At 41.4% G+C, this 12,503-nt stretch carries 13 protein-coding genes and 1 pseudogene; 9 read left to right on the forward strand and 5 right to left on the reverse strand.

Going from position 1 to position 12,503, the window contains the following annotated elements:
- Positions 1-6: 6 nt before the first annotated feature.
- From AACR09_RS20155 to rmf, 4 genes are all read left to right on the forward strand, one after another.
- The gene (locus AACR09_RS20155; protein ID WP_017077217.1) at positions 7-267 is read left to right on the forward strand and encodes a glutaredoxin family protein; all 261 of its coding nucleotides are present in this window, start codon (positions 7-9) and stop codon (positions 265-267) included.
- Entirely contained in the window at positions 245-2,161 is a 1,917-nt protein-coding gene (locus AACR09_RS20160; protein WP_102456310.1) for an ABC transporter ATP-binding protein, read from the forward strand. The genes AACR09_RS20155 and AACR09_RS20160 overlap by 23 nt, the downstream gene beginning before the upstream one ends.
- A 9-nt stretch (positions 2,162-2,170) precedes the next feature.
- Positions 2,171-3,919, forward strand: coding sequence for a DUF3466 family protein (locus tag AACR09_RS20165; RefSeq protein ID WP_193835579.1), 1,749 nt, complete (start codon positions 2,171-2,173; stop codon positions 3,917-3,919).
- A gap of 160 nt (positions 3,920-4,079) precedes the next feature.
- Positions 4,080-4,253, forward strand: a complete 174-nt coding sequence (gene rmf / locus AACR09_RS20170; protein WP_017074275.1) for a ribosome modulation factor — start codon at positions 4,080-4,082, stop codon at positions 4,251-4,253.
- 249 nt (positions 4,254-4,502) lie between these two features.
- Here rmf and fabA read toward each other — a convergent pair whose 3' ends face one another.
- Complete coding sequence (gene fabA, locus AACR09_RS20175) at positions 4,503-5,018, reverse strand: bifunctional 3-hydroxydecanoyl-ACP dehydratase/trans-2-decenoyl-ACP isomerase (RefSeq protein WP_010440782.1); 516 nt, start codon at positions 5,016-5,018, stop codon at positions 4,503-4,505.
- Positions 5,019-5,088: 70 nt separating this feature from the next.
- Positions 5,089-6,741 (reverse strand): AAA family ATPase, encoded by a 1,653-nt coding sequence (locus AACR09_RS20180; RefSeq protein WP_193835580.1) that lies wholly within the window; start codon positions 6,739-6,741, stop codon positions 5,089-5,091.
- Positions 6,742-6,929: 188 nt separating this feature from the next.
- Here AACR09_RS20180 and matP point away from each other — a divergent pair, with 188 nt between their 5' ends.
- From matP to AACR09_RS20200, 4 genes are all read left to right on the forward strand, one after another.
- Positions 6,930-7,385 carry a macrodomain Ter protein MatP gene (gene matP, locus AACR09_RS20185; protein WP_004733655.1) on the forward strand — a complete coding sequence of 152 codons (456 nt, stop codon included), beginning with the start codon at positions 6,930-6,932 and terminating at the stop codon, positions 7,383-7,385.
- 23 nt (positions 7,386-7,408) lie between these two features.
- The gene (locus tag AACR09_RS20190) at positions 7,409-7,717 is read left to right on the forward strand and encodes a DUF3634 family protein (RefSeq protein ID WP_017082208.1); all 309 of its coding nucleotides are present in this window, start codon (positions 7,409-7,411) and stop codon (positions 7,715-7,717) included.
- 105 nt (positions 7,718-7,822) lie between these two features.
- Positions 7,823-8,131 carry a hypothetical protein gene (locus AACR09_RS20195; protein ID WP_193835581.1) on the forward strand — a complete coding sequence of 103 codons (309 nt, stop codon included), beginning with the start codon at positions 7,823-7,825 and terminating at the stop codon, positions 8,129-8,131.
- Between the two features lie 146 nt (positions 8,132-8,277).
- The gene (locus tag AACR09_RS20200) at positions 8,278-9,498 is read left to right on the forward strand and encodes a hypothetical protein (RefSeq protein ID WP_193835582.1); all 1,221 of its coding nucleotides are present in this window, start codon (positions 8,278-8,280) and stop codon (positions 9,496-9,498) included.
- Positions 9,499-9,596: 98 nt separating this feature from the next.
- On the opposite strand, the gene AACR09_RS20205 is transcribed toward AACR09_RS20200, so the two are convergent.
- Both AACR09_RS20205 and AACR09_RS20210 read right to left on the reverse strand, forming a co-directional pair.
- Complete coding sequence (locus tag AACR09_RS20205; RefSeq protein ID WP_029224369.1) at positions 9,597-10,199, reverse strand: DUF2971 domain-containing protein; 603 nt, start codon at positions 10,197-10,199, stop codon at positions 9,597-9,599.
- Between the two features lie 446 nt (positions 10,200-10,645).
- Positions 10,646-11,320: a hypothetical protein gene (locus tag AACR09_RS20210; protein ID WP_193835583.1), complete on the reverse strand. Its 675-nt coding sequence runs from the start codon at positions 11,318-11,320 to the stop codon at positions 10,646-10,648.
- A 208-nt stretch (positions 11,321-11,528) separates the two neighbouring features.
- On the opposite strand from AACR09_RS20210, the pseudogene AACR09_RS20215 reads away from it, so the two are divergent.
- Positions 11,529-11,690: pseudogene (locus AACR09_RS20215) on the forward strand (M15 family metallopeptidase); the annotation flags it as partial.
- Between the two features lie 439 nt (positions 11,691-12,129).
- Here AACR09_RS20215 and AACR09_RS20220 read toward each other — a convergent pair.
- On the reverse strand, positions 12,130-12,288 hold the full coding sequence (locus tag AACR09_RS20220; protein ID WP_193835584.1) for a hypothetical protein: 159 nt from the start codon (positions 12,286-12,288) through the stop codon (positions 12,130-12,132).
- Between the last annotated feature and the right edge of the window lie 215 nt (positions 12,289-12,503).

Below are 12,503 nucleotides of genomic sequence, written 5' to 3' on the forward strand. Positions count from 1 at the left end.
TATATAGTGCTGACTCTCTACAGTACAGAAGGGTGCCATCTATGTGAGATGGCATTCAAACTCACGGAACAGCTGAATATAAGTCATCAGATCAATGTGGTGGATATCGCATTGGATGATGAGCTCTTCTCCCGTTACGGGGTCACTATTCCGGTACTCAAATTTGAAAGCTCTGACTTGTCTAAACACTCAGAGCTTAACTGGCCTTTTGGCTTGTTAGAACTTAACGATTGGTTAAAGAAGAATGGCATTACTTACAATTCATAATGGGCAATTAGCGTTTGGCGATCACCCATTATTAGATGGTGCGGATTTCGCACTGCAAGAAAACGAACGTGTGTGTTTGGTTGGCCGTAATGGTGCAGGCAAATCAACGTTGATGAAGATTTTGTCTGGCAACATCATCATGGATGACGGCAAGATGCAGATTACACAAGATGTGGTTGTATCTCGTCTAGAGCAAGATCCACCGCGTAATGAACAAGGTTCTGTTTACGAATACGTCTCGGGTGGTTTAGCTGAGGTAGGTGAGTTGCTTAAAGAATACCACAACTTACTTGATGTGATTGCAGAAGATCCTAGCGAAAAGAATTTAAATCGCCTTACTCGCGTTCAAGAAAAATTGGATCATGCAAATGCTTGGCGTTTTGAAGATCGCGTAAGTAATGTTCTTGCTGCACTTAAACTAACAGCAAATACTAAACTGACGGAACTGTCAGGTGGTTGGCAACGTAAAGCCGCACTTGCACGTGCGCTTGTATGTGACCCTGACGTATTACTGCTTGATGAGCCTACCAACCACTTGGACGTAGCTACGATCGAATGGTTAGAAGCTTTCTTAAAAGATTTCCGTGGTTCAATCATCTTTATCTCGCATGACCGTGCTTTCATCAAATCAATGGCGACACGCATTGTTGATCTTGACCGTGGCAAGCTAAGTTCTTTCCCTGGTGATTACGACAACTACTTGTTAGAGAAAGAAGAAGCGCTACGTGTTGAAGAGATGCAAAACGCAGAATTTGACAAAAAGCTAGCGCAAGAAGAAGTTTGGATTCGTCAAGGCATCAAAGCGCGTCGTACGCGTAATGAAGGCCGTGTTCGTGCTCTTAAAAAGCTTCGTGAAGAGCGTCAAGATCGTCGTGAAGTACAGGGTAAAGCGAACATCCAAATCGATACGTCTGCACGTTCAGGTAAAATCGTATTTGAAGCAGAGAACCTTAACTTTGCATTTGAAGGCAAAGAGATCGTTACAGACTTTAGTTTCAACATCATGCGCGGTGATCGCATCGCACTTATCGGGCCAAATGGCTGTGGTAAGAGTACGGTTCTTAAACTGCTTCTTGATCAACTTAAACCCGATTCAGGTCGCTTGCATTGCGGTACTAAGCTGGAAGTGGCTTACTTCGACCAATACCGTGAAATTCTAGACCCTGAGAAGTCGGTGATTGATAACCTAGCGGATGGTAAGCAAGAAGTGACTGTAGGCGGGCGTGAGCGTCACGCATTGAGCTACTTACAAGATTTCTTGTTCTCTCCTAAACGTGCTCGTACCCCTGTTAAAGCACTGTCTGGTGGCGAGAAAAACCGATTGTTATTGGCTCGTATTTTCCTTAAATCGAATAACTTGTTGATTCTCGATGAGCCTACCAATGATTTAGATATCGAAACATTGGAACTTTTAGAAGATTTGCTTGCCAACTATGAGGGTACGTTGCTTCTCGTGAGCCACGATCGTCAGTTCGTTGATAATACGGTAATGACGAGTTGGATATTTGAAGGTAACGGTGTAGTTGAAGAGTTTGTTGGTGGTTACCATGATGCTCAGAAGCAAAGAGCACAAGCACTTGAGTATCGTCAGGTTGAAAAGCCAGCAAAGACTGAAAAAGTTGTTGAGGAAACTCCCAAAACTGCGCCAGTTAAAACTAAACCTAAGAAGTTATCGTATAAGCTACAACGAGAACTAGAAGCGCTACCAATGCGTTTAGAAGAATTGGAAACTCAAATTGAAACTCTTCAGGAAGAAGTCAACGATCCAAGCTTCTTTTCAAAATCTGTAGAGCAGACACAACCAGTATTAGATAAGCTATCTGCAGCAGAGCAGGAGCTTGAAGTTGCTTTTGAGCGCTGGGAAGAGCTCGAGGCACTACAACAGGAAAGTTAAGAAGTAATAATGACTTGTACTAAATTTAAATTAACAACAGTTGCAGCCCTAGTTTTGGCTGCAACTAATGCGAATGCTGCGCTTTACAAGGTAGTTGAAGTTACGCCTTCTTTTGCTGATGAACCTGAAATATCTGAGATATTTGGTGTTGCAATTCAGCCAGGTAAAGCTGTCAACGTTAACGCAGTATTGCCAGCATTACCTGATGATGAGTTACTTCTAGGTTGTTTTGATTCTAATGCAACTAACTGTGCGGATAGTACATTTAAGCTCGCAGGCGAGACACGTAACACCGTTGAAGCAGTTAGCTACCGGGAAGAAGTTCCTTTCGCTATGGACGCACCGTTCCAATATATTCAAGACCGAGACGATTTTGAAGATTACTGCCGTCGAGAATTGAGATATTCAACCTGTGAAAGTTGGGCGGACAATCGTTGGGCTACTTGGAGTAAAGAAAGCGATCTTAGCTATGTAAATGCGAAAGCATTTATTGAAAACGGTAGCTCAATTAGTTCTTATAACGTAGCAATTACGGCGCTAGATGATTCAGGTGTGCCAGTAGGTATTGAGTCAAACGGCAATGATATTCGTTATAATGCAGTTACAACGGTGCCTCTAACTGCTTCATCTGAATCACGTGCTTTTGGTGCTTTAACCGTTAACGATGGTACCACCGACATAATCTATAACTTTGGTAGCATTTCTGTAAAAGGGCCTGCGACAAGTACTTCCAGCACGACATTTAGCTCTAAAGCTGCTATTTGGAAAGCTGGTGAAGTACACGAGTTTGATTGGACTCGTGGGGGGAATGCTCAAGAAGGTGATTACTTTGCTCAAGGAAGTATGCGTGGTCTTGCTGCAAACTCCGGAAAACTATATGGTGTAGGGTTTGATACCACTAATGGTAATAATGATCTACAAGACATGAATGCAAGTGTCTTTGTGAGTGATTCATTAGATATTTCCGGCGCTGTTTGGACAACAAAAATCATCAGTGGTGCAGAAGTTAATTCAGGCTCAAATAACGATGATGCTAGATACAGTAACTCTGTTGCAACTGATATTAACGATAACTTGTTCGCTGTTGGTTATTCCAAACGTAACGGCTATGTACCTGAGAGCGGTAGTGCAGGTAACAAGATTTTCGTTGTAACGGATGCTAAAAACCCGACTGCAACATACTTGTCTGGTGGTATCTTCTTTGGTGGTTCGAGCGGTGAAGCTAAAGCAGTTAATAACTTCAATGAGTTTGTTGGTCAGATTGACGCTGAGACGACTCGTGAAGTAGATGGTAGTGAGCGTAGACACCGTGGTTTTATTTACCCATATCAAGCGACTGGCACTGATGCATCAAGGATTGCGCTGTTTGAAAGCAAATCTTGGTGGTTAGATGATCTAACAAATGGTGCAAATGCAGATGGGCAAGATTACTCGAGTGCTAACAACCATTTCCGGGTTATTGATGCGACAGATATCAATGATGCCGGTGTCATCTCAGCCACCGCTATCAAGTGTACCGTTGGTGGAACAACACAAGCATATGATACAACGTCTCATAACTCGTATTGTGGCGGCGCTGCATCTAACGCGGTGGAAGAAGTCGTAGCTGTTAAGCTGATTCCAATTGCCGGAGCTACTAAAGCTGATATTCAAACTCGTAGCACTGATACGGAGAAAGTTGATCGTCAAGGCGGTAGCCTAGGTTGGTTAGGTTTGACTGTGCTTGGCCTGTTAGGGTTCCGTAGAAAATTTAAATAATTTTATCTCTTGAGCCCGAGTTCACAATTCTGAACTCGGGCTTTTTTTCGCCTTGAGAAAAGTGCAAAAGTGGTCGATTCTTAAAGTTGGAGTCAACAAAACTCCACGAAGTTGTAATCATTGTATGTTAGTAAACGAACACCCGTATGAGGACTGCACTATGAAGAGACAAAAGCGTGATCGCCTAGAACGAGCACAATCTCAAGGTTACAAAGCTGGTTTAAACGGCAGGTCACAAGAAGCTTGCCCATACAGCCAAATGGATTCTAAATCCTATTGGTTAGGTGGTTGGCGTGATGCCAAAGATGATAAGCATTCAGGTCTCTATAAGTAGATAGGGCGAACATATTCAAAGGTCAAGGCTCCATGTTGTATAACAGCTGGAGCCTTGTTAGTTTCTGAGAACCATACAAGGCCTTATAAACCGAGAACTGGCTGATTAGAAAGTGATTTAAGGTTGTTTCGCTGGTGGACATATAATTGATGAGAGTTACTTAGTTATATCTTAGCGCACTATAACTAAATATGTTGGAATGAAAATAAAGCAACCATTGGCTGCTTTATTAAAAATCTAACTATTAGACTAGAATGCTGATGTGTCTTGGAAAAGACCAACTTTCAAATCTTTAGCAACATAGATCTCTTTACCATCAACAAGAACGCGACCGTCTGCAAGGCCCATTACTAGGCGACGGTTAACAACACGCTTCATGTGAATTTCGTAAGTTACTTTTTTAGCCGTAGGTAAGATTTGGCCAGTGAATTTAACTTCACCAACACCTAGAGCACGGCCTTTACCTTTGCCGCCAACCCAACCAAGGTAGAAGCCAACAAGCTGCCACATTGCATCAAGGCCTAGACAACCAGGCATTACTGGGTCGCCAGGGAAGTGACAGTCGAAGAACCATAGGTCAGGAGTAATATCCAGTTCAGCAAGAATCAAACCTTTACCGAAATCACCTTCAGTCTCAGACATTTTAGTGATGCGATCCATCATCAACATGTTCGGTGCTGGTAGTTGAGGACCTTCTGGCCATAGTTCGCCTTGGCTTGATGCTAGAAGATCTTCGCGAGTGTAAGAATCACGTTTGTTTTGCATTATCAATTACTCCGATTTTTGATAGGTGCATATTAGTGAACAGGTGTACGCTAAACAAGTCCGATCAGTACTAGACAAACCAGTTTTTAATGCGTCCAACGATTCCAATAGGGTGCTCATGTCTTTCAAAGTTTTCAATACGTTCCGCGATTTTACTCAGAACGCTTTCTTGTTCTTCGTCCCTAAATGGTGCGTTCATAATAAGAGGAATCGCTTCATCTACATTAGACACAGACCAGATATGGAACTCTTTGTTTTTGATGCTTTCAATTAGGTCTGGCTTCAGAGCAAGGTGTCTTAAGTTAGATCTTGGAAGGATCACACCTTGTTCGCCAGTTAGCCCGTTGTGTTTACACACATGGTAGAAGCCTTCGATTTTCTCGTTTAGCCCACCAACGGCTTGTACACGACCGAATTGGTCGACAGCACCGGTTACCGCTATTTGTTGATTGATAGGGTATTCCGACAAAGCACTTACCAGAGAGCAAAGCTCAGCAAGGGAAGCGCTATCGCCATCAACTTCGCAGTATGATTGCTCAAACACAACAGAAGCAGCATATGGCAACGGATCTTCTAAGTTTAGCGAGCTACTTAAAAATGCTTGCATGATCATCATGCCTTTCGCATGAAGATTACCACCAAGTTCGGCTTTGCGCTCAACATCTGCAATATCACCATCACCAAAGTGAATAACACATGAAATTCGTGCAGGTTCACCATACGATATTGGGTGCCCCGGTACATCGATAACCGTTAGGCCATTAACTTGGCCTACTTGTTCACCCTCTGTTTCGATGATGACTTGGCCATCTCGAATATCATCGAGAGCACGTTCAGGAAGGTAAGACTCGCGGTTGTATTTGTGTTGTTGAGCTTGCTGAATATGGTGAATATCAATGTCACCATTGTCCGCTTCAACTAAAGCTTCGCTCAATAGCGCATTGTGCCAAATAGGGCATAAAGGGATATAGCTCTGATCTTCAGTCTCACGCGCGCCAGCGGTAAGAATCCCAATTAGTGCCTGTTGCGTAATGTATGGGAGGTTATAACGTTGCTGAAGCCATCTTAGATACCCAAGATATTGGGTCAAAGTATCGTGTGAAAGCTTAATATCTTGTTCTATTTCACTGAATAGACAGAACCCTGTTTGAATATCGCCATCTAGATAATCCAGATCACCAAGTTGAGCGCGGTCTCCGACAACAATCAACTTAATGTTGTATGTCAGTGCAGCGATAGGCGTTTGATTTAGATGCTCTGGAGAACTGCTAATTGGTTCGACTGCTTCACCGAGAAGTGCGGATTTCAATAACAACCAACTTCCTGGATTTGCAAGGATCAGATTCGCTGAGACAACGAGGTAACCATCGTTCGCTCTAGAAAGTAGACCTGGCTTTGTCGCTACAATTTCACCATTTTTAGACTGAACTTGGTCAAATAAAGTGGCTGCATTTAAAGATTCGGTTTTTATAACAGGCTGAGCATCGTCTTTTAATTCTGTCGTCAAAGATTCAACGATAAGTTGACGATAGATTGAGTTGTCAGGCGCATTAACAAGTAGAACTCGTGAAAGATTGGATAGGCGTACAAAACGGGTTAGCGCATCTCTAAATCTATGTTGAATATCTGAGAATGTGAAAGGAGAGATGTCAGGGAATTGCTCTAGTTGAGCGCTATATTCATCGTACTGAGGCGTTACATGTCGCCAATCTACTTGAGTCATTTAAATGTCTGATTATGATAATAAGGTAGGGAGTATATAGAAAAACCGAGGACTCATATAGGTCTATGTTGTAGTTACTAAACACTAAGCTAATATAAGTATGATCTTGGTCTATTCTTTCAAGACAAGAATTGTTAAGTGACCTATTATGGGTTACGCTGTCACTAGGTTAACTCTCGAGATTAGACATGAAATATCAGCAGCTTGAAAATTTAGAATGTGGTTGGAAATGGAACTACTTGGTAAAAAAATGGAAAGAAGGTGACTCGATCACTTGCCACATTGATTCAAGTGAAGCTGATGTTGCCGTGAAAGCTTTGTTGGAGCTAGAACACCAACCTACAGGGGTTCTTGAGTGGATCTCAAATAACATGTCGCCTGAGCTCGATAACAAACTCAAGCAAGCGATCAGAGCCAAACGTAAGCGCCATTTCAACGCTGAGCAAGTTCATACTAAAAAGAAGTCTATCGATCTTGATTATCGAGTCTGGGAGAAGTTATCTCAACGAGCAAACGAACTCGGTTGTACGTTATCTGATGCGATAGAGTATTTGGTTAGCGAAGCGTCTCGAAGTGAGCAGGCCAGCAAGACAGTTACTAGCCTTAAAGAAGATTTGAGTAAGCTCCTTTCTGACGATAAATAACCGTCAACAGTAGTGGTGACATTATGATGTATGTAATCTTAATTGGTGCAGCGTTGGTTTTTTGGTTAGTCGCAGTTGATCGGCCAGTATTGAAAATCAAATTTAGTGACGGGGCGATCGAACAAGTTAAAGGTCACCTTCCACCGAGCTTTAAGCACAACCTTCAAGAAATTGGCCACAATAATTCCTTCAAGGGTGAGTTGAAAGTGTATGCGAAGCGCTCTGGTTACAATCTCAAATTTACTAAAGATGTACCTAAAAGCGTTCAACAACGTATTCGTAACGTTTTTCCGCATAATGGATTTAAATCCAAAGGTTCAAAGAAAGCGTAATTGTCGAGAATTACGCGTTATCTGGTAAAACGTCATACTTAGTTAATTCTTCATCCTCCTTAACTGTAAGCATACTGTTCTCACCCCTAATAAAGAGAGAGCAGTATGAGATATCTATTATTCTTGTCGTGTTTTTTATCCCCATTCGTTTTTGCCGACGATGCATTGGTTAACCCCGTAGCCAAAAAAATTAAAGCCACAGTGCAGAAAGGGCTCAACAAGAGTAATATTGATTTTGATGGTTATTGCGACCTGATGATAGAAATGAAGCACTCTAAAGGTTATGCCAGAATTAAAAAGGTTAGGGCATCTGGCGATAGCAAAGCATGCAAACAAGCTAAAAAGCACTTACCGAGGAAGAAAAAGTTCAAATACAGCTTTCCTGAAAAGTACATCCGCCTCCATATCACATAATAATTCATGTCATGCACTATAACTAAATGACCTTAATTTTATTGAAACAATTACGTGAACCAATCTCTAATTTCTATTAATATTAGTTTTATTATAAAGGCAGGATATGCCGACAAAAGAGCATTTAGGGCAAAGGAAAGTCACTGTTGTTGTTAGCACATAAAAATTACCCCCCTGAAGTGATTGAGATATCTAGAAAAGTCTCAATCAATGTTGAGGCTCGCTTTAATCGGTGGTTGATCTCTCCGGAGTATAAACTCGAACAATCTACGGTAGATACATTACTGAGTTTGGAAAATAGATACTGTGATAGCGTTATTTTTGATGAATCTGACCGCATATCTCACAATCAACGTATTTTATTGCGTTGTGAACAAGATAGAGTTAACGCTCATCGTGAGAAAGTCGTCGCGAAGCAACAAACACTGCGTTACGTGGTCGATGATGTAAGTAATGCAGCCTCGGAGCTTATGCTTGAGAAGCTTCAAGGGACCTTAATAAGCACATTGTTTTCAGAGCTACCAGACTACAACCAGTTCGCTAATGTTGGCTATTCGCCATCCTTAAACTTTTCTAAGCTTCATGAAATATCAGCTAAAAGTAGTGCATTGAGTTCAAGCTTAATCGAGTTTGTTTCCAATCGTGAGTTCACTGAAAAGTACGGTAAAAAATCCAAGGTAATTCTCGATCCTAAAGTTGCAGCGCGGCAAATAGGTATCGAGAACTGTCGTTTGTTGTTTCCATTGCTGATGAGCCAACAGCTTATTAAATGGAGTGATGGCAACATCAAGCACATCTCGCCTAAGGTTTGGCAGCATCTGGTAGTGACTTCAAATGCGACTCGAATTCGACTTCAAGAAACGTCGGTAAAAGATCCTAACGTCGGTATTCTACTAGGTGTTTTGAGAGTTCTGCCTTTATTCTTGATTTGTAACCACTTTTCTTCAACTTTTGAAGATGCATTGGTAAAAACGATGCTTGGCTATCGTGAAGCAAGTGACAAGCATGATGAATATTATGCTTGTACAGAGGTGATACCAAACACACAGTTTCTCGAAGTAATGGTAGAGAAATTGGAGCTTAATCTACTAAAAAATCTCGTTGAATTTGTAGATTGGAGCCCAAGTAATCTGTTCATTAAGAGGGCGCTTCTAGAGGAAGTGAATGATATCCCCGTGCTTGAGCGAACAGTTTATGGCGCGGCTCTCGCCCAAGGTCGAAAGTTTTCTATTTTCGAAGCGTTGGACAACAGCGAATTGTTTAACGTTAAGCATCGTCCTTATTGGTTTTCCACAGTTCAAATGTCTATAACGACAATTGAACAAATGCAGTGTAGAGTGCCTGGACAACTGACGACGAACATGTAAAGGAAAAGGGAGCTACATTAATGTGGCTCCCTTTTTATTACACTGCAACTTCTGATAATTTGCTAGTTTTTCAATAATAATCAGTTGGTTGTGTTATTTTAGCTGACCACTTCGAATGTAAACGACTCTTGTTTGGCTGTTGCGTGCTTAACGGGAATACCAAGGCGTTGGCAAGTCATCAGAACTTTAAGCTTCCTGTCGGCAGGAGCGTGTTCAGAGAGGATCACAGAACTTAGGCATTCTCTATTAAGGTACAGCTTATTGCCGAGCATCTCCTCATCAGGCAACACCCAGCGATATTCCTTTTCGTAGCGCCAATTAGAATGCTTGATCTTAAATATTTCTACATCCAATTCAGATGTTTGGAATTCATTCAACGATTCTAAGTGGAACATGTTTGGGTCGTCTTCATACTGGACTCCAAAGCAATTGAGCTTGGCCTCACCATTATAACAATTGAGATCATACTCGATGCACATGCCTTTAAAGTTGTCGCCATACTGAGACCATAGTATTGGGTGGTCACTTGACTGAGAAAAACACACAACCTTGAAATCGTTCTGAAGTTCTTTGTCGAGCAGATGGTTAGACTCAAATGGGTTATTAAAGGTCTTAGCGTAATCAAACCATAACGAACATTCGGCAATAGATTGTATGTTTCTGTCGTGGAGAGATCTGAACTTATAAAGTTTAGGCAACATATCAAACACCTAGTTTACAACATTGCTTGATGTTAACACTTTAATTCATAACTCATACCCGAATGCATAGCATTTGATTGCTCAATCACCAAATTTATTGGCACAACTGTTTGATAGATCAAAATTTAAACACGAAATAGTGACCGGTTTAAGTGGTTTATTTTGCGTAAAGGTTAAGCTTTCAAGTTGTAGCTTTTTAGAAAGATACAACGTAACTTGTTGGATTGCTCGGAAGTTTTAACAACTCCTTCTTGAGGCTGAAATTAGCTACAGCCCAGAAAGGCCAAAAATTGATGACATACGGCCTTACCAATGAGAGTGCGATAGTGTGTTTAACGCTTTATCTAGCGACGACGTAAGTCGATTGGTTTGACACGTCTGTTGATGCAATGCCGAAGTGCGCTAACGGACAATTGATTTAGGTGTCAGTGTTTTATCTGAAGATATTAATGCCACAGCGTTTGCCCTTTTAAGTGTGAAGGATCACGCGGTAACTTACGTAATGTGAATTCATCTCTGAGATAAGATTTAGCGAAGTTCTTTCGCTTCTTTCCCAATGCTGGCAAGTCGCCTAACACTTTAACAATACCTTTAACTTCCAGTGAATCAAAACTATAGCCTTGATCAAGAAGGAGCTCTAATACTGGATAGAGCTTTTTATATACCCGAGTTGCTTCAGTTTTTGAATCTCGTCTTACTTTTATCTTCGCCTGCAATGAATCGAGTAGAGAGAGCCTTCCCAAAATGCCAAGTATATTGGATACATTAATTATGACGTTCGTAACGTAGATACTTAGAACGAATTCGATGCAAAAGATAACGTAGTACTCAGTAATAAATATTTGGTCACTGTACAGGATGACCGGGTAAACATTCTCTAAGATCGTTATGCCAACAAAACTAACACCGATCAAGATTCGATAATTAGAACTGATAACGTCCACATTAGTGAATCGTAAGAACAAACAAATAATGACAACGTATGTGATAAATGCAGAAACAAAGGAGATGACTTGCTCACCAGTACTCGCCACCATTAGGTCAACATTAAAGAAAGTAGATCCAATGATTAGTAGTGCGCATAAGATAATTGCTTGCTTTTGGTCATTGTTTGTTTGCAAAATTTTGGCTCCGATTTAATACAGCGACGGAGTATAGATGAAACTTGCAACTACTTTTATACCATTGATTTAAAATGGTTATTTTGACTACCTGATTGGTAGTATTGATTGGTTCATTGGATCGAGAAACCGTGTTTTTGATAGGACTCGTTCTTTGCTACATAAAAACAAATGCTCATACCAACTCTATCAGGAGGGCTTAAGCTAACTTGACGGCCACAAACGTCCAAGTCGTCATCAACCCGGCCATGCGATTGATTTCGTGGATTACGATGAAAACAACAACGTGACATTGGACTTTTGGGGCGGTGAATGGAAAAGCATTAGAGATGGTCCACACGTTGAATTGAATCGTTTGGTGTACCCATGATTAGCGCGTTAATGAATCTTGTGATCGGTAGCGTAGCTACGTATAAACAGCTTAATCAAAAACTGAATCTTAGGTTCATCAAGCGGCCAGTTGCATCATCAATGAACACCAATAGACAGCATTTATCGCAGCGGCCTTCAAACCAGTCATGATAGGAGCCGTTAATTTGGATAAGTTTACCCAAGAAATCAAGGTGGTAACGAGGCTGATAGATTCGAGGTTTACGTTGTGAATGTGGAAGCCACAGCCCGTCGGAGATCATCCATTGACGGAGTGTTTATTTAGAGACGGATAGATTGTGTAGTTGAGTCAGCTTTTCCAGAGCGAACGTTGGTGAGAAGTCAGAGTAATGCCCACGAATAAGCTTCAGCATTTCAATTCTGAAATGTTCTGAGTAGCGTCGATTACTTGGGCGTCCACGCGCTGCGTGTGTAAGACTTTACGCGCCAAGAGAGATCAGTTGGTTCACCAAACGTCGGATATGACGCGTAGATAGATTCAAAATGACAGCAGCGTCAACTTGGCGTAGTCGTTTTTCACGTACGTCTGTAAGCACCTTGAATCGATGAATATCTTTTTTACTCATAGTAATAAGCATCCGGATAACTCCTAAGCAGACCAATATAGGTAAGCTTAGGAGGACATTTTAAAATGGCTCAAACCGGACATTACTATCTGGGGCTTACAGATCCAATACGTATTATGTATATTATGTTAAATTGATTTTGGTGTTTATAAGGCAGGTATCTTTGTGTGATGCCCTGCCTCTTGTTTATCTACCAAATTGGCGTTCTATTTAACAGTAAGGCTATT

The sequence above is a fragment of the Vibrio sp. OPT20 genome (genome assembly GCF_963889365.1).
Lineage (GTDB): Bacteria > Pseudomonadota > Gammaproteobacteria > Enterobacterales > Vibrionaceae > Vibrio > Vibrio splendidus.

Coding starts and splice junctions, on each gene's coding strand:
- AACR09_RS20160 (WP_102456310.1), top strand. CDS start 245: ATGGCATTACTTACAATTCATAATGGGCAATTAGCGTTTGGCGATCAC.
- AACR09_RS20165 (WP_193835579.1), top strand. CDS start 2,171: ATGACTTGTACTAAATTTAAATTAACAACAGTTGCAGCCCTAGTTTTG.
- rmf (WP_017074275.1), top strand. CDS start 4,080: ATGAAGAGACAAAAGCGTGATCGCCTAGAACGAGCACAATCTCAAGGT.
- fabA (WP_010440782.1), bottom strand. CDS start 5,018: ATGCAAAACAAACGTGATTCTTACACTCGCGAAGATCTTCTAGCATCA.
- AACR09_RS20180 (WP_193835580.1), bottom strand. CDS start 6,741: ATGACTCAAGTAGATTGGCGACATGTAACGCCTCAGTACGATGAATAT.
- matP (WP_004733655.1), top strand. CDS start 6,930: ATGAAATATCAGCAGCTTGAAAATTTAGAATGTGGTTGGAAATGGAAC.
- AACR09_RS20190 (WP_017082208.1), top strand. CDS start 7,409: ATGATGTATGTAATCTTAATTGGTGCAGCGTTGGTTTTTTGGTTAGTC.
- AACR09_RS20195 (WP_193835581.1), top strand. CDS start 7,823: ATGAGATATCTATTATTCTTGTCGTGTTTTTTATCCCCATTCGTTTTT.
- AACR09_RS20205 (WP_029224369.1), bottom strand. CDS start 10,199: ATGTTGCCTAAACTTTATAAGTTCAGATCTCTCCACGACAGAAACATA.
- AACR09_RS20220 (WP_193835584.1), bottom strand. CDS start 12,288: ATGCTTATTACTATGAGTAAAAAAGATATTCATCGATTCAAGGTGCTT.